At 43.2% G+C, this 21,141-nt stretch carries 18 protein-coding genes; 11 read left to right on the forward strand and 7 right to left on the reverse strand.

Features of this window, described 5'->3' with window-relative positions; translation table 11 throughout:
- Nucleotides 1-18 precede the first annotated feature (18 nt).
- Nucleotides 19-960: a M15 family metallopeptidase gene (locus DBT50_RS01960; RefSeq protein ID WP_111851852.1), complete on the forward strand. Its 942-nt coding sequence runs from the start codon at nt 19-21 to the stop codon at nt 958-960.
- Here DBT50_RS01960 and DBT50_RS01965 read toward each other — a convergent pair.
- Complete coding sequence (locus DBT50_RS01965; RefSeq protein WP_111853068.1) at nt 950-2,128, reverse strand: haloacid dehalogenase-like hydrolase; 1,179 nt, start codon at nt 2,126-2,128, stop codon at nt 950-952. The two genes, DBT50_RS01960 and DBT50_RS01965, sit on opposite strands and share 11 nt — an antisense overlap.
- Before the next feature lie 232 nt (nt 2,129-2,360).
- On the opposite strand from DBT50_RS01965, the gene DBT50_RS01970 reads away from it, so the two are divergent.
- A complete protein-coding gene (locus DBT50_RS01970) occupies nt 2,361-2,909 on the forward strand; it encodes a hypothetical protein (RefSeq protein ID WP_064292986.1) in 549 nt (182 codons plus the stop codon).
- A gap of 105 nt (nt 2,910-3,014) precedes the next feature.
- The gene (locus DBT50_RS01975) at nt 3,015-4,073 is read left to right on the forward strand and encodes a tetratricopeptide repeat protein (protein ID WP_111851850.1); all 1,059 of its coding nucleotides are present in this window, start codon (nt 3,015-3,017) and stop codon (nt 4,071-4,073) included.
- Between the two features lie 134 nt (nt 4,074-4,207).
- On the opposite strand, the gene DBT50_RS01980 is transcribed toward DBT50_RS01975, so the two are convergent.
- The 3 genes from DBT50_RS01980 to alr form a co-directional block, all read right to left on the reverse strand.
- Nucleotides 4,208-5,038 carry a helix-turn-helix domain-containing protein gene (locus DBT50_RS01980; RefSeq protein ID WP_111851849.1) on the reverse strand — a complete coding sequence of 277 codons (831 nt, stop codon included), beginning with the start codon at nt 5,036-5,038 and terminating at the stop codon, nt 4,208-4,210.
- Between the two features lie 129 nt (nt 5,039-5,167).
- Entirely contained in the window at nt 5,168-6,055 is an 888-nt protein-coding gene (gene dapA / locus DBT50_RS01985) for a 4-hydroxy-tetrahydrodipicolinate synthase (protein ID WP_111851848.1), read from the reverse strand.
- 94 nt (nt 6,056-6,149) lie between these two features.
- Complete coding sequence (gene alr, locus DBT50_RS01990) at nt 6,150-7,307, reverse strand: alanine racemase (protein ID WP_111851847.1); 1,158 nt, start codon at nt 7,305-7,307, stop codon at nt 6,150-6,152.
- Between the two features lie 95 nt (nt 7,308-7,402).
- Here alr and DBT50_RS01995 point away from each other — a divergent pair, with 95 nt between their 5' ends.
- Nucleotides 7,403-7,870, forward strand: a complete 468-nt coding sequence (locus DBT50_RS01995; RefSeq protein ID WP_111851846.1) for a low molecular weight protein-tyrosine-phosphatase — start codon at nt 7,403-7,405, stop codon at nt 7,868-7,870.
- A 94-nt stretch (nt 7,871-7,964) separates the two neighbouring features.
- Here DBT50_RS01995 and metK read toward each other — a convergent pair whose 3' ends face one another.
- Nucleotides 7,965-9,176 (reverse strand): methionine adenosyltransferase, encoded by a 1,212-nt coding sequence (metK, locus tag DBT50_RS02000; RefSeq protein WP_111851845.1) that lies wholly within the window; start codon nt 9,174-9,176, stop codon nt 7,965-7,967.
- Between the two features lie 208 nt (nt 9,177-9,384).
- Between metK and DBT50_RS02005 the strand changes: the two genes are divergently transcribed.
- The gene (locus DBT50_RS02005) at nt 9,385-9,732 is read left to right on the forward strand and encodes a hypothetical protein (RefSeq protein ID WP_111851844.1); all 348 of its coding nucleotides are present in this window, start codon (nt 9,385-9,387) and stop codon (nt 9,730-9,732) included.
- Between the two features lie 152 nt (nt 9,733-9,884).
- Here DBT50_RS02005 and DBT50_RS02010 read toward each other — a convergent pair whose 3' ends face one another.
- On the reverse strand, nt 9,885-10,997 hold the full coding sequence (locus DBT50_RS02010; RefSeq protein ID WP_111853067.1) for a M24 family metallopeptidase: 1,113 nt from the start codon (nt 10,995-10,997) through the stop codon (nt 9,885-9,887).
- A 209-nt stretch (nt 10,998-11,206) separates the two neighbouring features.
- Between DBT50_RS02010 and DBT50_RS02015 the strand changes: the two genes are divergently transcribed.
- The 4 genes from DBT50_RS02015 (at nt 11,207) to DBT50_RS02030 (ending at nt 18,481) form a co-directional block, all read left to right on the forward strand.
- On the forward strand, nt 11,207-12,577 hold the full coding sequence (locus DBT50_RS02015) for a Sapep family Mn(2+)-dependent dipeptidase (protein WP_111851843.1): 1,371 nt from the start codon (nt 11,207-11,209) through the stop codon (nt 12,575-12,577).
- A 552-nt stretch (nt 12,578-13,129) separates the two neighbouring features.
- Complete coding sequence (locus tag DBT50_RS02020) at nt 13,130-14,761, forward strand: peptide ABC transporter substrate-binding protein (protein WP_111851842.1); 1,632 nt, start codon at nt 13,130-13,132, stop codon at nt 14,759-14,761.
- A 250-nt stretch (nt 14,762-15,011) separates the two neighbouring features.
- Nucleotides 15,012-16,640, forward strand: coding sequence for a peptide ABC transporter substrate-binding protein (locus tag DBT50_RS02025; RefSeq protein WP_111851841.1), 1,629 nt, complete (start codon nt 15,012-15,014; stop codon nt 16,638-16,640).
- Between the two features lie 212 nt (nt 16,641-16,852).
- Nucleotides 16,853-18,481 (forward strand): peptide ABC transporter substrate-binding protein, encoded by a 1,629-nt coding sequence (locus tag DBT50_RS02030; RefSeq protein ID WP_111851840.1) that lies wholly within the window; start codon nt 16,853-16,855, stop codon nt 18,479-18,481.
- A 217-nt stretch (nt 18,482-18,698) separates the two neighbouring features.
- Here DBT50_RS02030 and DBT50_RS02035 read toward each other — a convergent pair whose 3' ends face one another.
- Entirely contained in the window at nt 18,699-19,079 is a 381-nt protein-coding gene (locus tag DBT50_RS02035) for a DUF3899 domain-containing protein (protein ID WP_181566049.1), read from the reverse strand.
- Between the two features lie 73 nt (nt 19,080-19,152).
- On the opposite strand from DBT50_RS02035, the gene opp3b reads away from it, so the two are divergent.
- On the forward strand, nt 19,153-20,097 hold the full coding sequence (opp3b, locus tag DBT50_RS02040; protein ID WP_013669345.1) for an oligopeptide ABC transporter permease: 945 nt from the start codon (nt 19,153-19,155) through the stop codon (nt 20,095-20,097).
- 2 nt (nt 20,098-20,099) lie between these two features.
- The gene (opp3C, locus tag DBT50_RS02045; RefSeq protein ID WP_111851838.1) at nt 20,100-21,137 is read left to right on the forward strand and encodes an oligopeptide ABC transporter permease; all 1,038 of its coding nucleotides are present in this window, start codon (nt 20,100-20,102) and stop codon (nt 21,135-21,137) included.
- Nucleotides 21,138-21,141 lie beyond the last annotated feature (4 nt).

Here is a 21,141-nt window from a genome sequence, read left to right on the forward strand (position 1 = left end):
AAAAAGGGAGGGTAAAAAATGAAAGATTGGTTAAAAAATCACCCTAAAGCCTATATTTTGGGACTTATTTTACTTTATGCAATCATCCTACTTGGAGTAGATATTTATTATCCCGGTTTCAAAGCCGCCAGCGAAGCCCAACAGGAGGAAAAATTTAGCCCAGACGATGAATTGGCCCAATTGAATCAAAAATTAACTGAGAAAGAGATAGGAGTGGCTGATTTAAAGGACCAACGTATGCAGGGCGTGACCCTAGCAGATGTCCAAGCTCACCATCCCCAATACTCACTCACAGAGCTTATCCAAGCTATTCCGACCGAAGACCAGCCAGGTGATTGGCGGCTAAAAGTGGTTAATCCGCTTTTTCCCTTGACTGAACCAGTGGATATTCAGACCGCTACTGCCTCCAATGGTCAGCTTTATGATGAGCGTATCGAAGACCCTCTCAATCATTTAATGGAAGCCGCTCAAAAAGCCGGCTATCCCTTGACTATTGTTTCCGCCTATCGGGATGTCAATAGCCAGGAAAAGAACCGGCAAAGCATGATTCAGATGTATCAGGCAGGGGGCGCAAGTTTAGAGGAAGCTAAGGCTAAAACTGATGCCTACGTGGCCCCAACCCATGCCTCAGAACACAGCACGGGTTTAGCCCTAGACCTCTTGGGGACCGATTGGGTTCAAGCTAAGCGGGGGCTGGAAACAGACTATGCTAAAGAGGCTTCAGCCCAATGGCTTAGGGACCATGCGCAAGACTATGGCTTTATCCTCCGCTACTTAGAAGGCAAGGAGGCTGTCACGGGTTATGATTTTGAGCCATGGCATTACCGTTATGTAGGGGTTGCCACTGCCCAATACATTAAGCGTTACCAGCTCACTTTAGAAGAATATTTAGTCTTATTAGCCGCCCGCCAGGGGCAAAAACTCACTTACCAAGTGGATCCCTCCTTGCCTACTGATTAAGAGCTTGGCTGAGATAGGCCTGGTCTTGACCAAAGGGGATGGTTTCTTGGGAAGGGCGCAAAGCTCCCGTATTATTGTTCCGGCCCTGGATAAAATACACCTGGTTAGGCTTGGCATATTCTTTTTGGGCCTGGCTGACAAAGTCTTGGGTCTTATCATTTAATAAACGGTTGAAGAGTACCCGGGTGGTGGAGGGAGAGAAGGCTTGAAACATCTGGTAGTCCCCCATACTATCGCCAAAGACCGCCAAAGGTTCTCTGCCTTGATGACGGGGCTGGATGATCTTTTGAATGGCCTGAACCTTACCTGCCGCCTTAGTAATCGGAGCATGACTTTCTAATTGGGCTTGGTAGATGCCGGCTTCATCCTGTTTATAGGACATGCCGATAATCTCGGGTGGGTCAATCGGATAGAAATATTTGACGGCCGTTTCCACCAGAGTTTGGGGACTAGCGCTCACAATATAAGTGGCGATCCCAGCAGTATGCAAGCTCTGGTAGAGCTTAATCAATTCATTGGGAATGCGTAGCCCCTGGCTAAAGTGGGTGGTAAGAGCTTGAGCAGGGTTTCCTGACAGTGAATAGGTCCAAGTGAAGTCTTTAATTGGAGCCCTTAAGCCATAAGCCAGGGCTTTTTTACCGAGGTCGACAAAGTCGACTTCAGTGAAGTTTTGATAGAGAAAACTTGGACAGGAAGTGCCTGCTTGCTTTGGAAAGCGCTGGTTATAAGCCAAGTAAAAGGTCCGTATCTTACAGAAAAAATTGAAGAATAAGGGGTCAGCCTCAAGCCGGTCTTCTAGAGATTTTTGGCTTTTCTGATAGTCATCTCGTTGGGGATAGAGCTTTTGGTAGTCAGCGATAATATCATCGATAAGTGCTTGAAAGCTGATTTGCGGTTTTCGGTCACTTATAGCTTGGTCGAGAGCCGCTTTATTTTGACTTAAGCAGTTTCTCATTTCACTAGGGCTTAATTGATAGGCTAAGTGGGCAGCGGTGTAGACCATACTATGGTCTTCAATATCGTTAAAGATGCTGGTATGGTCAAAGTCAAAAACGACATAGCTTTTTTGGGCTCGGGGAGTATCCCTTGGTTGTTGATGAGTTTTAATCAGCTGGTCAAGTCTCTGGTAGAGCTGGGGTTCCCAATTTTGGGGGGCAAGTTGAGGCATGAGGAGTCTCCTTTCAAGGTGAAAAGTTAGGACATAAGGTCCCTTTGCTTATGCCTATCATACACTAGTTAGTCAAGGGAACCTAGCTTTAAGGGAAAAAGATTAATGGTATAATAAATCTGTAAACTTGACTGAAGAAAGGGTAAAGACTAAGCGTGATCGATTATTTCGACATAGCTTTGCAGGTAGCTATGTTATAATTAAAGTAATCGACTTTGAAGGGGGCTCTATCATGCGAATTGATGAACTATATACCAAACTCAATGAACTAGGTTTTATCGAAAATTATTATGTCGTCAATAAGAAGCATAATGATGAACCAGAAACGGAACGTGTGCTCAAAATCTATGATGATGAATTTAAATTAGCTGAGATCTATATTGATAAACCTTACATGTTAAGAACCAGCTATGGTGGTTTTGATGCCAGAAATCCTTTAGAAAAGCAAGCCCTACTCAAAATCTTAGTTGAATTTGCCTCTACACCAGTTAATCGGCGACAGAGTGAATTATATTTTGCCTACTATAATGATTTAAATAATATTTCTCATTATATTAAACGTTTGAGCAATGGCCGCTTAACCGATGAAATGATTCCGATGGCATACTTTCGCACCCTAAACGATGAACAACTCAATGCTTATCTTTTTAACACAGCTGAGTTTGACGACTTCCCTAAGGATTATCAACCCCGTTTTACACCGGATTCTTTTGTTAAAGTACGCCCTTATGAAGAAATGATTGAACATTTAGAGGGACGTTATCCCCATGACGATGAATAGGGAATAATGACTACATTAAATTCTAAGCTAGAGCATGACAGAACCGACAATAAGGAAATAAAACAGTGATAAACGCTGAAAATGGGAAAAATTGAGGAGATTAGTATGGACGAACAACAGCAAAGTCTGTTAAATGATTTAAGTAAAAACTTTACGGGAAACTTTAAAGACGATATGACCTATATTGTTAGCAAGGTCAAGGATCATTTCCGTGATTTACAAGAGGATGAAGAATTACGTCAGCGGATTGAGAAAGTCCTCCTAGATGCTTATCCTGAAGAAGAGGAACCAATTTTACGTTTATGGACAGATTTGACGGATCGTTCTGATGATGATTTCATCCAACATATGAAAGAATTAATTGATGAAGGGAAGGCCACTGATGCCCAATTTGAAATGAATCTCTTTATCAATGCCATGGAAGCTGACTTTATCGAATATAAGCCTAAGCCGAATGTAAAATATTATTCGATTAATGACTGGATCGACTTATTTATTTTTACTTGGTATGAACCTCAAACACTCGAATTGCGTCCAACCAAACGCGATTATTCCAAAATCTATACTTCCTACGCTGAAGTGCTGATGGCTGCCAATGAATGGCAGGAGGCCGCTGAAGCCTATAAGCAAGCCTTGCTTTGGAATCCTTATAATGCCAAAACTATTTTTAATCTGGCAGGGGTTTACCAATTGATGGAACAATATGGGATGAGCTTTGCAACGATTTTGAATGGTTTTCGCTACGCCGTAAGACGGGAAGATTTCTCCCGGGGCTATGCCTATCTGGCTTATTTCTATGAGAAAAAAGATGACCTAAAAACCGCGACTCAGTTATACTACCTGAGTTTAGCTTGGTCGGATAATTCCCGGGCTAAAGAACGTTTGGCAGTTATTGAAGAAGAATTGGGTCACTTAGACCCCGCCCTTGAAGGCGAAGCCCTGCAAAAATTTAAGAAAGATTACCGTATTAACAACTATCCGAATGCAGAAATGCTGAATGGACTCAAGGCTGCAGCCAGTCGGGCCATGGCCCTGCATTCCTATGAAACCGCCTATGTTTATTATGGACTCTATATGGACTTGGTCGACTCACCCGAAGACTATATTGTTAAGATGATTTGGGAACTGGATTACCGTTTGAAAGGTGACCAGGACTGTGAATAGGCCCATGGACCAGTGAACGTCAATTGATAGATAATAAAAAGTGCTTCAGCTTAGTCCGATTTTCCTGTAGGGAAGATCGGCTAGGCTGAAGCACTTTTCTTTTGACTTGAGAGAGTGGAATTGAACCTTAATTCTTAATGTTTGCGAAGATCGTGGGGTGGGTAGTGGTAGTGCTTTTTGAATGCGCGATAAAAAGAGGAGTAGTCATTAAAGCCCACCTTTTGCCAAGTGTTTTGGATCGACTCCCCTTGACTAATTAATTCCTGAGCGCGGTTCAATCTTTTGTTGATGATGTATTGGTGGAGAGTAGAATGGTAAAATTCTTCAAACAAACGATTGAGGGTGGAACTACTATAAGCAAAGCGCTTGGAAATGAGCGATAAGGGTAAGTCTTCAGCCAAGTGGCTGTCAATAAATTGAGCAATGGCTGTGGCTAATTCATAGCGTTGGTCACGAATATGGGGGTGGAGGTGTTTTTGCTCAAATAAATGACAACAGTCCACCAGTAATTGGCAGGTTAAGGCGAAAAGTCGCTTTTGTTGGAGCTGAGTCTTGGCATAGGATTGGGTTTGGTTCATTTCAGTAAGTACCTGGTTGAGGTATTTCCAATCGTGACGGTCAACACTTAAAATCTGCATTTTAGCAAATAGTTGATTAATTTCAGGAGTAGCGATAAAGCTATCACTGACCGCTTCCAAGTAGGGGTCACCGATAGCTAAAAGAAAGCCCAGATGTTCCTGGTCCTTGTCGATCTTATCAGTCTTAAAGTTGACCCGGATATTGGCAGGGAGGGAAACGACCTGCTGGCTTTGGAGAGTTAGGCTTTGGTTGGGCGTTTGGATTTCTAAATCTTTTTGGCTAAAGAGCATTTCCTGACGGTGATACAGGGAACGATTATAGGTCAGCAAATTGTCTTTTTTTAAAGCAGTGACTTTGATCCGGTAGGGAACTGATAAGAGTGACATAAAGAGAGACTCCTTTTTGTGTTCTATTATTAATAAAGTATTTTAATATAAATACCGAGTCAAGTAAATCGATAATAAAAGGGCTGAGACTCTTGCCTCAGCCCTTTTCTATAATTTGAAGGCATTACATTAAATGATGCCTAGGAAATGCATTTCAGCTTTAATTTTTTCGACTAATTCACTACCCGGAGCCGTTAAAGGTAGGCGGGTAGGTCCCACATTAAAACCAAGTAAGGCTACCGCTGCCTTGATTGGAATAGGGTTAGGTTCAGCAAAGAGTAAGTCAATCAGTGGTTTGTAGTCGGCTTGAATCTTTCTTGCGGTTTTGAAGTCACTCTTTAGTGCCACATGGGTCATTTGATTAACGGCTTTGGGAGCAATATTAGCTAAAACAGAAATAACCCCTTTTGCGCCTAAACTCATTAATGGCACGATGGTATCATCATTACCTGAATAGAAATCGATGGCTTCACCAACAGCATGTAAGTTATCGACAGAATGGTTAAAGTTACCGGTTGCATCCTTTAAAGCGACAATATTATCCACCTTAGCTAATTCTTTAAGACTTTCCGGTTGAATGGTCATCCCCGTTCTTCCTGGTACGTCATAGAGGATAACAGGAATGTCTACCGCTCCAGCAATGGCGTGGTAGTGTTCGATGAGGCCTTGTTGGCTGGTTTTTAAGTAGTAGGGGGTAACAGAAAGAATGGCATCCGCACCGACTGCTTCACAGTCTTTGGTTAATTGGACGCCGTGGCGGGTATCATTGGAGCCCGCACCGGCTATCACAGGAACGCGTCCATTAACATAATCTACCGCAAACTTAATGACTTCAACTTGCTCTTCGTCGGTTTGAGTGGAAGCTTCACCAGTTGTACCGTCGATAATGAGGGCGTCAGTACCAGCGTCAATTTGAAAGTCGATTAATTCTTTGAATACATCAAAATTAACCTTTTTTTCTGCCGTATCCTCATAGGGTGTCACTAAAGCAACGCCTGAACCAGTATAAATTGACATATCTAACCCCTCCGTATATTTATTATATTTTATAATTGTTTGGAATATTATTAACAATTAATTTAGCACGCTAGCAGGGCTTTGTCAATTGTCTTTATGAGTAGACATAGGTGCGCGGGACCCGTTCGCTAATGCCACAGGTAATTTCATAGGCAATAGTGTGGTTATATAAAGCGAGATCCCAGGCCGAAATGTGGTTGCCGTAATCATCGCTACCAATCAAGATGACCTTTTCGTGGAGGGGGAGTTCTTTAGGGAGAGCGACCATGCATTGGTCCATGCATACCCGTCCCACAATTGGGCACTTGTAACCAGCGATCAAGACTTCAAAGCCAGAGGAAGACCTTGGTAGCCCATCAGCATAGCCAATCGGAAGGGTTCCAATCCATTGATCCGATTCAGTGGTGTAAGTCGCTCCATAGCTAATCGATTCGCCAGCTTGTAATTTTTTGACATAGACTAATTCACTTTCCAGGGTGAAGGCCGGTTTTAGTTGCATATCATCTGGAAGGGCAAAATCGGGGCCGGCGGGACTTTCCCCATATAAACCAATCCCTAGGCGGACGATGTCCATGTTTTTTTCTGGGTACCAGAGGGCCAGGGCCGTGTTGGACCGGTGAATGAGGGGCTTCTTATTAAGGTGAGAAAAATCTAAGGCCTGGATAAAGTCTTCAAAACGTTGGGATTGCTTAGCGACATAGTCTTGATCCTTGACTTGATCACTATCAGCAGTGGCATAATGGGTAAAAATTCCGTCTAATTCAAAAGCTTCTTGGTGGTCACTGATATAGTCGATAATTTCCTGGCCCGCCTGACTATCCCGTAAACCAATCCGACCCATTCCTGAATCCACCTTGAGATGTAGTTTTAAAGGGGGGAATTCTTGGTCTGTTGGGCGTTGGGCGTAAGCCGCTTTTAACCAATCTAAAGACGAGATGGTCAGACTAATATCGTGTTGGGCATGAAGCCAGGCATCTTCAACCTCGGTGATCCCTAAAATGAGGATAGGAGCCTGGATACCGGCTTCTCTGAGGGCTAGAGCTTCATCAGTGACAGCCACGCAAAAGCCATCTGCCCCGGCTTCAGTGAGGGCTTTTGCAATCGGAATAGAGCCGTGACCATAGGCATCTGCTTTAATCACTGCATATGTCTTGGCTTTAGGGCTAAAGGCATGTTTAAATAGTAGGTAGTTATCAACAATATTTGGAATTGAAACAACAACCCGAGTAGGGCGATGTTCGCCACAAATCATAAAAATTCTCCTTTCAAGGACTTTTCATCGTAGCTATATTTTAGCATAAATCGGGTCAGGAGCATTAGATTTGTCGAGGCGTAGAGGGAGGCTATATGATTAGAATTTGTTTTGTATGTTTGGGTAATATTTGTCGCTCACCCATGGCAGAGGCCTTGATGCGTGAAGCAGTCAAAAAGAACCACTGGGAGAGAGTGGTTCAGGTTGAATCAGCAGCTATTTCTGACTGGGAAATAGGTAATGGTGTCCATCCAGGCAGCCGTCAAATCTTGGAGAGGGAAGGGATTCCGTGGGAGGACTTGATTTCATCCCCCTTAACTGAAGAGATAATTCAAGAGGCAGATTTATTAATCGGGATGGATGACCAAAATATTGCCGATATCAAGCGGCTAGACGCTGACCCCCAAAAGGTCTTCCGCCTCATGGATTTCACCGACCAAGGCGGCATTATTGATGACCCCTGGTATACCGGAAAATTTGAATTAACTTTCGAGAAAGTCAGCCAAGGCATCCAAGGGCTCTGTGACTATCTCAAGGAGAATTATCCCCAGCAATTAAATTAATCATTTTGAGAATATGTTTTAAAGCGACAAAAAGGCTCCCCCTCGAGTGATCGAGCAGGAGCCTTTTTACTTTGGCGTAAGTATTCAATGAATTCTATTGGACGGCCTTTAATAGGGCTTGGACCCGGTCGGTTTTTTCCCAAGGGAAGTAGCCCTTATCACTAGGGCGCCCAAAGTGGCCGTAGGTAGCGGTTGGTTGGTAGATGGGCCGGCGCAAATCTAAGCTATTGATAATACCAGATGGTGACAGTGGGAAGATTTCACGGATGGCTTCTAATAAGCGCTCTTCAGAAACAGTCCCGGTTTCAAAAGTATCGACAGCGATAGATACCGGTTCGCTCACTCCAATGGCGTAGGCGAGTTGGACTTCACAAGCCTTAGCTAGGCCTGCAGCAACAATGTTTTTAGCAATATAGCGGGCCATATAAGAAGCTGACCGGTCCACTTTAGTGGCATCCTTTCCGGAAAAGGCCCCACCACCATGACGGGCTGCGCCACCGTAGGTATCCACAATAATCTTGCGGCCGGTTAAGCCAGAATCACCCTTAGGTCCGCCAATAACAAAGCGGCCAGTCGGATTAATATAGTACTTGGTATTTTGATCCAATAGGGAAGCTGGAATCACCGGTTTAATGATGTATTCCTTAACATCTTGGTGGATTTGTTTTTGGGTAATTTCTTCAGCATGTTGAGTAGAAAGCACGATCGTGTCCACACGGAAGGGTCTGCCTGCATCATCCAATTCAACTGTTACCTGGGTTTTGCCATCGGGACGTAAGTAAGGCAGTAAGCCACTGTGGCGGGCATAGGCCAAACGTTCAGTTAGGCGGTGGGCTAGAGTGATGGCCAGAGGCATATATTCCTCAGTTTCATCACAGGCGTAACCAAACATCAAGCCTTGGTCGCCAGCGCCTAGGGACTCAATGGCTTCTTCAGCGGCCAAACTATCGTCTTCTTTTCGGGCTTCAAGGGAAATGTCAACCCCTTGGGCAATATCAGGAGATTGTTGGTCAATGGCCACCATCACTGATAAATTCTCAGCGTCAAAGCCAAACTTACCACGCCGGTAACCAATTTTAGTCACGGTATCACGAACAATTTTTTGGTAATTCAGGACGGCTTTAGTAGAGATCTCTCCAAAAATAAAAACTAAGCCAGTATTTACGATGGTTTCACATGCTACCCGACTGTTAGGATCTTGGGCAATAGCGGCGTCCAGAATAGCATCACTAATTTGGTCGGCTACCTTGTCAGGATGTCCTTCTGTGACACTTTCACTAGTAAATAATCTTTTTTCTTTTGACATAGGAACCTCCTAGTTCTCTTGATTTCTCTAGTATCATAGCATACAAGGGTCAATTTGTATCTAAGAAAGTGATTTCAAGGAAGAGTGCAAGTAGAGATTTTTTTCTGTCTGCCTTGATAGGGCCTGTGTTGAATTTCCAAGAGATTAAAGGTAAACTAATCTATACTAATGTTTAAAGTCACAGCTTTTATTTAAGGGTGGTGTGTGGATGAAACGCCGGGATTACAGACGAGCAAAAAAAGCTTATGAAAAAGAAAAACAAAACCAAACTAAGGGCAATAGTGAAGTGAATGATCCTTTGTACAACCAAGCAACCACCGAATTCAATAGTGATGATTTTCGTGACTTATCTTTTGATGACCAAGAACTTCATGACCAAGATACTAATGAAATTTTCTTTGAAAAGCAAAAACGCCGCCAATGGCAATGGTCGTCACCTAACAAGGGAGCTTCCCGTTTCATTGTCTTACTCTTAGCTATCCTAGCGATTATTGTGGCTATTTTAGTGATGCCCATTTTGGTCAACTTTTTCCGCCAGGTGGTTACCTTTATTTAGTAAGCTAATAACATTTAAATATAATGCTAAGCAAAAAGGAGACTGGAATCAAGGTTCTAGCCTCCTTTTTGTCTTCTGTTTTACTATCTTGAAATTGTTCTAGTCACAAGACGAACGACCGCTTCAAGCCTTTAACGGCGTCCTCACATCCTTTATTTTGGTTCAACAATTTGTGCTTGACGGGGATAGTGGTTGATGACTTCAGGGCCATCTTCATGGGCGATGACCAAGTCTTCGATTCTGACTGCGGTATTACCGGTTAGATAGATCCCTGGTTCGACGGAGAAGATATTCCCAGCCTGGATAGGGGTCTGGTTGACTTTTGAAACGTCCCCTTTCTCATGACATTCCCGGCCGATAAAGTGGCCGATACGGTGGGTAAAGTAAGGACCGTAACCGGCTTGGTCGATATGATTTCGTCCCGCCAGATCAACCTCAGCCAGGGCTTGTCCCACTTGGGCTGCTCTAATCCCACGAGCTTGGGCTTCTTCAACAATTTGGTGGATTTTTAGGGCTTCTTCAGAGGGCTGGCCATAGTAGACGGTCCGAGTCATATCGGAACAGTAATAGTTATGGCGGCAACCGATGTCAATAACGACAGAGTCCCCTAATTCTGGTTTAGAGTGATCAGGCACATGGTGGGGGTCAGCTCCATTAGGCCCATAGGCAATGATCGGGTCAAAGCTAAGACCTTGGTTGGCTCCTTCTTCGACAAAGATTTTCTTCAAATGATCGCAAGCTTCAATCTCACTATAGCCATAGGGAATGACTTCTTCAATCACCCGCTTCATCGCCTGGTCGGTAATGGCAGAGACTTCCCGCATGGCTGCCATTTCTGCTTCTGATTTGATGGCCCGCTGCTGGTCAACGATATCACTAGTCAGTAACCAGTTAAAGGCTGGATAGGCTTCCATCAAGGGCAGTAACCATCCTGCAATCAGGTGTTTATCGACACCAACGCTTGCACCTTCTGCCAGGTCCTCAAATACTTTGGTTTTTTCAAAGGCTTCAACGATACTATCACCGTCTTTAATCCAAACCACCTGGCCTTTGTCAGGTTCTTCGAAGACAAAAAGTTCATTGGCAATTAAAACCGGCTCTTGGTCAGCTTGGGCGATCATTAACCAGATTCTCTCATTGGGATCGAATTCGATATTGTAGTAATAAGAAATGGCATAGGGATCACTAATTACTAAGCGACTAATGCCTTGAGATTTGAGATTGTCTTGTAAAATGTCTAAACGTTGGTAGCTATGATTAGTCATTTTCTTCCTCCTTTTTTGCTTGACAATGAGCCCTTAACTAAAGACTTTAAGGTCTGAAAAAAGCCTCCGTTGTCAGACTATTTGGCTTATTATAGCATAAATTTGCCTGGTCTTTACAGGTATTCAAAGTCAGTAAGATGTGCTAAACTGGAAATAAAAGAAAGCGTTTCACAAGGACTGACTTGGCGCTAATTAGGAAGTGAGAATTCATGGTAAAAATTGACTATAAACAATATGTTGACGCATTAATAAAAGATATTCAAAACTTAGTCCAAATTCCTTCGGTCAGAAACTTGGACCAGGCCAGTGAAGGGGCCCCCTATGGCCCCGCTATTGCTCAAGCGGTGGAATGGTTAGAAGAAAAGGCCCAGGCAGATGGCTTTCAGACGAAAAACCACCAGGGGCATGTCCTAACCATTGAGCCTAAAAATAATGGTCAAGGTCAGCGGGTTGAAATCGCCTGTCACTTGGATGTGGTGGATGTGGCTGCGGGTTGGGAGGATGACCCCTTCTCCGGTAAAATCGTGGATAACCGCCTTTATGGCCGGGGCAGCGATGACATGAAAAGGGCTGATATGCTGGTTTACTATGCCTTAAAGATTATCCGTGACTATCAAATTCCGCTCAAAAATCAATTGGTATGGGTTTACGGGACGGATGAAGAATGCAATATGGATGATATGAAATATTTCCGTCAACAGGCCCCTGAGCCGAGCTTTGCCTTTACTCCTGATGGGAATTTTCCACTCTCCATTGGGGAAAAAGGAGCGCTCACTTGGACCATTAGTGGGCAATGGCCGGCAGATTCCTTGGTCCATAGCATCAAGGGTGGGGAAGGAGCCAATGTAGTGGCTTCTTCCTGCCAAATCGCCCTCAAGGCCAATAACCCTGAGGCGGCTGAAGCCTATTGTCAAGCCAAGGGCTGGCCAGCCAAGGTGATTAGCGACAGCGAATTGGTCGTTATCCAGGTCAAGGGGAAGGCGGCCCATTCTTCGGTACCTGAATTAGGGGCCAATGCCATTGTCCGGGCCTTAGATATTGCAGCTAATGCCTACGGCGACCACAACGCTAGCGAGCTTCTTGACTGCATTGGGTCAAGTGATGGTTCTGGTTTAGGAATTGATTCAGCAACAGAAAAAATGGGGGCCTTAACCTTTAACTTAGGAACCTTAGTCGTTGATGGCAAGGGGGCTTACCAGATGGAAGTTGATATCCGCTATCCTGATGCCTGGACCAGTGATCAACTCTATGATCAAGTTAAGACTCATTTTCCAGAAGCTCAGTTTGAGACCACTTTTGATGTGCCGTGGACCTTGGTCGATGCTAAGCGTCCCGCCATTCAAGTCTTACTCAAACAATTTAAAGAGGTCTTTCCCTCAGAAGGCCAAGAACCAGCCGTCAGTGGCGGGGTGACTTACAGTAAATTTATCCCTAATTGTGTGGGCTTTGGGGCAGCTATGGCTGATGATCCGACGGTTGCCCACCAAGCCAATGAATGGATTGATTTAGGTAATTTAGCAGACTTGCTCCGACTCTACACCCAAGTCATTATTGAATTAGGACAAATGGAAGATTTATAAACACGGAATTGAAACTAGAGATAGAAGTTTCTGACTGAATGAATTAGGAAGCCCTAATAGATCCCTATTCCAAAAGTTAGTTCTACCTTCTCATAAAAAAGGCGAGAGTGTGACAAAAGTCAAAAGAGCCCTGAACCACTGGAGCGAACTATGGTAGATAGTTGCAAAACTATCGGACATAGTTAGTAGTTGGGTTCAATTTGGCAGACTTGGAGTGGTTTCACAAGTCAGAAACAAGCGAATGCTTCGCTTTTATTCTGACTTGCTCCAACCATCCAAGCCTATACGCCAAATCTTACACCCTGTATGAAGTGGACGTCAGGGCTGACTTTTGGAGCACGTTTTGAATAGATAGTTCGTGTTTTAAAAAGAGCCGGGGACTTTTGTCCCAGGCTCGTCTTTTTTTTAAGCAGATTGCTGATTTGTCGGACTTGTCGCACTATTTTCTTTATGTTTATTTATAAAAACTTTAAATAATCGTTTATAAGTTATTGCTTTTTTCCTCTTCAAGGCGTATATTTTTGGATAACTTACTTTGAGGAGGTAAAGAAAATGAAGGTAAGAAAATTAGTTATAAGTTTATTGTCCCTTTCAGCTCTTGCTTTAGCGGGCTGTAGTCAAAATAGTAAGTCTAATGAGAAGATCGTTCATCTCACCGAGGCTCAGGAAATCTCCACCCTAGACTCGTCCACGGTTGAAGATACAGGGAGCTCTGCCTATATTGGTCATATGCAAGACCCCTTGTACTGGGAAGATGAAAATAACAAGGTCACTCCGGCTTTGGCTAAGGAAATGCCAGAGAAATCTGAAGATGGTCTAACTTATACTATCAAGATGCGTGACGACGCCAAATGGTCCAACGGAGACCCAATCACTGCTAATGACTTTGTTTATGCGGTCCAACGTCTAGCTAATCCAGAAACCGGGGCATCTTATGCTTACTTGGTGGAAAATTTTGAAAACGCTGAAGAAGTCCTCAAGGGCGACCGTCCAGTGGAAGACTTAGGGGTCAAGGCTTTAGATGATCACACTGTAGAAATCAAGTTGTCCAAGCCAACGCCATATATGGAACACCTGCTTGCCTTCACTAATTTCTCACCATTAAACAAGAAATTCGTGGAAGAAAAAGGCGATGCTTATGGTAGCAATTCCGACAACGTCCTCGCCAGCGGTCCCTTCAAGGTGGAAGACTGGGATGGGACTGGGCTTAACTGGAAATTAGTTAAGAACCCCGACTACTACAACGCTGACAAGGTTAAAATTGATGGTGCCGATGTCCAAGTTATTAAGGAAATCTCTACCCGGGTTAACCTCTTTGAAAATGGTGAGGTTGATAATACAATCTTGTCTGGTGAATTAGTCCGCCAATACAAGGATAATCCTAACTTGAACTTTAAACCCAAGGCTTCAATCTCATACATTGGTGTCAACCACAAGAACCCACTATTGGCTAATAAAGACTTCCGTCTTGCTCTTGACTATGCCTTGGATAATAAGGAATATACAGAACAAATCCTAGCAACCGGCTCGACTCCAATTTCAACCTTTGTGCCTAAGGGCTTAGTTAAGAATCCGGAAACCGGGGAAGACTTAGTCGATGAGGCTAATATCGAACCGAAAGTTGATGTTAAGAAGGCCCAAGAACTTTGGGAAAAGGCTAAAGCCGCTGTCCCACAAGATTCCTATCGCCTACGTATCTTATCTTCTGATGATGAAGGCTCCAAGCGTGTGGGTGAATACTTCCAAGGACAATTAGAAAATAATTTACCTGGCCTCAAAGTAGACTTGATTACTGTCCCTGGTAAGAATCGGATTGCTGCACAAAGATCAGGAGACTTCGACCTTGTGCTCGCTGGTTGGTTGGGTGACTATGCCGATGCTTCTAACTTCCTAGACCTCTTTAAGACTGGCAATCCAAATAACGACGGTAAATACTCGAATCCAAAATATGATGAATTGTTAAACAAGGCTGCAAACCAAGATGCTAATGATCCGCAAGCGCGTTACAATGACTTCCTGGAAGCCCAAAAGGTTCTATCTGAAGACGAAGCTGTCATTGTCCTTAACCAAGGGGTAACTGCTGAATTACGGAACCCTCGTGTCCAAGGGGCAACCTACCGTTCCGTTGGTAATGAATTTGACTACCGTACCGCAACGATTGATAATTCAGCCGCTGAAAAATAATCTCAAGTAAATAAGCACAATATTAAGCAGGAGTAGTTTCCCTGACGCATTAGCGACAGGGGACAGCTCCTGCTTTTTATTTTCACTGAATTTATCTATGAAAATTAGAAAAAATATGGCAATTCCCAGAAAACGCTCACAATGTATCTTTTTGTACTAAAAATTAGTGAAAATGATTGATTTTTCTGACAGTTTAGGGTATATTATCCCATACGAATTATATTTATTTTAGGGGAGGAAAAATATTATTATGAAGTTTAAGAAACTCGCTGTGACGGTCTTAGCTTCTGCAGCCTTAGTACTTAGTGGCTGTGGGCAGGGCCAAAGACAAAACCAGAATGTTATTCGTCGGACTGAATTACAGGAAATGACTACCCTAGACTCTACCCGGGTAGAAGATATTCAAAGTGCTAACTACATTGGTCATATGCAAGATCCTTTGTATTGGGAAGATGAAAATAACGAAGTTCATCCGGCTTTAGCCAAGGAAATGCCAGAAAAGTCTGAAGACGGCTTAACTTATACCATTAAGATGCGTGATGACGCTAAATGGTCCAATGGAGACCCTGTCACCGCTCATGACTTTGTCTATGCCGTCCAACGCTTAGCCAATCCAGAAACTGGAGCTACCTATGCTTACTTAGTGGAGAACTTCGAAAATGCGGAAGAAGTGCTAAAAGGCGACCGCCCAGTAGAAGACTTAGGGGTAAAAGCTTTAGACGATTACACTATTGAAATCAAATTAACTCGCCCAACTCCGTATATGGAACATTTACTGGCCTTCACGACTTTTTCACCACTTAACCAAAAATATGTGGAAGAAAAAGGTGACGCCTATGGAACTAACTCCGATAATGTCCTAGCCAATGGGCCTTTCAAGGTGGAAGACTGGGATGGAACTGGCTTAAATTGGAAATTAGTTAAGAATGATGATTACTACAATGCTGACCAAGTGAAAGTGGACGGCGCTGAAGTCCAAGTCATTAAAGAAGACTCTACTACCGTGAACCTCTTTGAAAATGGGGAAGTGGATAACGCGCTCTTACGTGGTGAATTAGTCCGTCAATATAGTGACCATCCACACCTAGAATACCGTCCAACTGCTTCAACCTACTACATCGAGTTGAACCAAGAAAATCCATTATTAGCCAATAAAGACTTCCGTGAAGCCTTAAACTATGCCATCGATAATAAGGAATACGCTGAACAAATTAAAGCAGATGGTTCAGTTCCGCTAAGCACCTTAGTACCTAATGACCTCGTGCATAACCCAGAAACCGGGGAAGATTTCACCAAAGATGCTGCCATTGAACCAAAATATGACCCTGAAAAGGCTAAAGAGCTTTGGGAAAAAGTTCAAAAAGAACTGCCACAAGACTCTTACAGCATTCGTTTACTCTCTTCCGATGACGAAGGGTCTAAGCAAGTGGGTGAATACCTCCAAGGTCAAATCCAAAATAACCTCCCTGGCTTAAAAGTTGACTTAATCACCGTGCCAGGTAAGAACCGGATTGCCCAACAAAATGCTGGAGATTTTGATATGGCTATTTCTGGTTGGTTAGCTGACTACGCTGATGCTTCCAACTTCCTTGACCTATTCACCACTGGTCACTCGAATAACCATGGTAACTACTCTAACCCAGCCTATGACCAATTATTAGAAAAAGCCGACAATGAAGATGCGAACGACCCTCAAGCCCGTTACAATGACTTTATTGAAGCGCAACGTCTCTTAGCCGCTGATGAAGCAACAATTGTTTTATCACAAAAACAAGATGCTGAACTCCGCAACCCACGTGTTCAAGGCATCACTTACCGTCCTGTAGGCAATGAATTTGACATCCGTACAGCGACGATTGATAATTCTGCCAATGAATAACAGCTAAATGGCTGACTTTAACAGGCGCCACTACTTGCGAGTAGGGCGTCTTTTTTGTTTTTCTGCTTATAAAGGGTGATCACTTCTTATAAAAGAAAGCTTTTTCAAAAAACAGCTGTATTTATTCATTTAAAAAGTATTCAAAATAGTTTGACAATTTATCTCTAATAGGGTATTTTATTAGTTAAATAAATTTTTAAGGGGAGATAAATATGAAAGTAAGACGTAGTGCTTTGCTCCTTGCCACGGCTGCTAGCCTTTTCTTGGCAGCTTGCAGTGGACAAGAAAGTGCAGGAAACAAGAGTGGAAAAAATTCGACCATTAACTATGCTGTTAATACCGAACTATCAACACTCGATTCTGGGACTGTAATGGATATTAACGCGGCCAATTATATTGGCTTAGTCCAGGAAGGGCTCTATTGGGAAAATGAAAAGAATGAAGTCCAACCAGCCTTAGCCAAGGAAATGCCAGAAAAATCAGAAGACGGTCTGACTTATACCGTTAAGATGCGTGACGATGCCAAGTGGTCGAACGGGGACCCTGTGACTGCCCATGACTTTGTCTATGCCATTCGACGCCTAGCTGACCCTAAAACAGGGGCGGCTTACTCCTATCTCTTAGAGAACTTTGTCAATGGTCCAGAAATTGCTGAAGGCAAGAAGGCTCCTGAAGAAATTGGCGTAAAAGCCTTGGATGACCATACCATTGAAATTAACTTGTCCAAACCGACGCCATATTTGGAACACCTCTTATCCTTTGTACCTTTCTTCCCAACTAACCAAAAATTCGTGGAAGAAAAGGGTGACCGTTATGGTAGCTCAGCCGAAAACTCGATTGCTAGCGGCCCATACAAGATGGTGGAATGGGATGGATCGGGCTTAGAATGGAAACTGGAAAAGAATCCAGACTACTATAACAAGGACCAAGTCAAAGTGGATAATATTGACGTCCAAGTTATGAAAGAAGTCTCAACGAACGTTAACCTCTTTGATTCTAAGAAAGTCGACAATTCCTTGTTGACCGGTGAAACCGTTAAACAATTTGCTGACCATCCGAATGCTGTTCAACAAGAGAAAGCTCGGACCCGTTACTTACAACTTAACTATGAGAACAAGGTCTTAGCTAACCGCAACTTCCGTCAAGCTGTTGATTATGCGATCGATAATGATGAATTGACCCAAAAAATTATTGGGGACGGTTCTAAAGGACTTTCAACCTTTGTGCCAGAAAACTTTGTCGCTAACCCTGAAACCGGGGAAGACTTCGTCAGTGAATACGGTAATGAGAAATTTGCAGATAAAGACAAGGCCAAAGAACATTGGGAAAAGGCCAAGTCTGAACTCGGTCAAGACCAAGTGACTATCCGTTTACTGGCTGATGATGATGAGAAGTCCAAGAAGGAATCCCAATATATCCAAGGGCAAATTGAAGAAAATATGCCAGGAGTTAAGGTAGAAATTACTAACGTTCCTAAGAAGAACCGAATGAGTCAAGTGGCTGAAGGGAATTTTGATCTTGTTATCACCGGTTGGGGAGCTGACTATGCGGATGCAAGCAACTTCTATGACCTTTTCAAATCTGATAATTTCTACAATCAAGGGCACTATAAGAATCCTGAATACGATAAGGTCGTAGAAAGAGCAGGCAACCAAGATGCTAACGACCCTAAGACACGTTGGGAAGACTTTAAAGAAGCTCAAAAGATTCTCTCTGATGACAAAGCGGTCTTAGTTCTCTATCAAGAAGTAGAAACCCAATTACGTAATCCAAATCTTAAGGGCATTACTTTCCGCCCAGTCAACCTCGAATATGACTTCAGAACCGCTTATTTTGAATAAGCAATCTGAATTTAAATAATGAAGCATAGATATCCTTCAACTAATCAAGCTTGATCTATAAAATTGAAGGGTGAATGAGGCAAAATTAAAAAGAGGCTCTAGCAAGCCTCTTTTGTCTTTGTTAGAATATATCACGTAAGGAATACTATGATAAGATTTCTATACACTCAAACAGATTAAACGCTACTTTTAAGCCATAAAAAGTAGATGCAATTCTCTAAAATAAGTAGTATAGTAATAGGAATACAAGTGATAAAACTAGGAAAAAACTTCCTATGGCTAGACCTTTGCGGTACCAAGGTCCGATGTGAGTCGACAGATAGTTTTCTTTGTCAGAATCTTCTGTGCTGACTGGAGATGGATCGGGAGCTGCCTTCCACAGCCTCGGTCCATATTTCTTCCACATGGATTGAAACGTATCAAAGGTACCGGCTTTTAATATCCAACCAGCAAGGGAGGGAATCAAAAAACAAGCGGAAAGTATAAAGTAACTGTCACTTAAGCGTCTGGCCCATGGATAGCTGGACTCGATCAGTAATTGGAAGAGTGGCAGGACAGTTAATATACTGACCAAAAGAAGGCCTTTATTTTTTTTCATAGTTGATATCATTCCTTATATTGTGATTTTCAATGTTATTAAATTTACCATAAATTAGGAGGTGGCGCAATTTATGAAATCATATGGCAAGTTTCTATTAAGAAGAATATTCTTTATGGTTTTGACCTTATTTCTAATTGCAACGATCACATTTTTCTTAATGAAGCTCTTACCGGGAACGCCTTATACTAATGAAGATAAGCTTTCTCCTGAGCAGATTTATATTATGAATGAACGTTATGGCTTAAACGACCCAGTATTTGTGCAATATATTCGCTATATTTTAGGAATGCTGAAGGGCGACTTTGGGGTTTCATTCCAATTTAATAATACCCCTGTATCTGAATTATTAGGCGCCCGGATCTGGCCTTCCATCCAATTAGGGGCCCAAGCCTTACTGGTAGGGACCGTGATTGGGACTATTTTTGGGGTGATTTCAGCCATGTACCGGAATACTTGGATTGATTCTGGACTAACCTTTCTCTCGATCCTAGGGCAATCGATCCCTAACTTTGTTTTCGCCGTCCTCTTACAGCTGATTTTCGCTGTTAAACTGGGCTGGTTCCCAATTGCTCTTTGGGATAGTGGGCTGTGGTCCTCGGTCTTACCGACCATTGCTCTCTCGATTTCGCCCTTGGCCAACTCAGCGCGTTTTGTGCGTACTGAGATGGTGGATGTCTTGAATTCTGACTATATCGAATTAGCTCGGGCTAAGGGACTTAGTCAAACCAAGGTGGCCTTTAAACATGGGGTACGGAATGCCTTGATTCCCCTAGTAACCATCCTTGGGCCTCTGTCTGTGGCCTTGATGACTGGTTCCATGGTAGTGGAGAATATCTTTGCTATCCCAGGGATTGGGGAACAATTTGTTAAATCCATTACCACCAATGACTACCCAACCATTATGGGTGTGACCATGTTCTACTCTACCGCCTTGGTAGTTATCCTATTAATTGTCGACATCTTATACGGAATTATTGACCCACGAATCCGTGTAAGTACTGAAGGAGGGCGTTAAGAATGGCTGAAAATACCAAATCTTACCCTAAAATGAGTAAAGAAAGCTTCCGCCCGGTTAACCATGAGGATTATTTATCCGCTGAAACCATCTCAGCACCATCCTTGAGTTTTATTCAAGATGCTTGGCGGCGCTTAAAGAAGAATAAAGCAGCTGTTGTTTCTTTGGTTATCCTAATTATTGTGGCTATCATTGCTTTATTAGCTCCGGTTTTAGCTCCTTACGACTATGCTGCCCAAAATGCCCAATTTGCCAACTTACCCCCTAAGATTCCAGGCTTGGAAGCCTTGTCCTGGTTCGATGGTAAAACAAAAGTGGCTGGTGCAGCGGTTGACGCTTATGCTAAGGCTGGTGTTCCTGAAGGCCAATACTTCTACCTAGGAACGGACGCTTTAGGACGTGACTTGTTATCGCGGATTCTCTACGGGACTCGCGTTTCCCTCTTTATCGGGGTGGTTGCCGCACTCTTGAACCTCTTAATCGGGGTGCCTTACGGGATTGTTTCCGGTTGGATGGGTGGCAAGGTCGATAACTTGATGCAACGTATTCTTGAAGTGATGTCTGGGGTGCCTAACTTAGTGGTAGTTATCCTCTTATTACTCGTCTTACGTCCAGGGATCTCATCCATTATTATTTCCCTAGCCTTGACCGAGTGGATTACCATGGCGCGTTTAGTCCGGGCAGAAACCCTGAAGATCAAAACCAGTGAATATGTTTTAGCGGCACGGAGTCTAGGAGAATCTCCTTTCAAGATTGCCCTCAAGCATATTCTGCCTAATATTGCTGGGGTGGTTATTATTCAAACCATCTTCTCCATTCCTTCAGCCATCTTCTTTGAAGCTTTCTTGAGCTTTATTGGTTTAGGGATTCCAGCTCCTCAAGCATCCTTAGGGACACTGATTAACGATGGTTATAAGACCTTCCGTTTCCTACCTCACTTGATGTGGTATCCAGCGGGTGTCCTCTGTATCGTTATGATTTCATTTAATATGCTAGCAAACGGATTAAGAGATGCACTTGATCCAAAAACAACGGATTAGGAGG

Origin of the sequence: Aerococcus tenax, assembly GCF_003286645.3 — a bacterium.
GTDB lineage: Bacteria > Bacillota > Bacilli > Lactobacillales > Aerococcaceae > Aerococcus > Aerococcus tenax.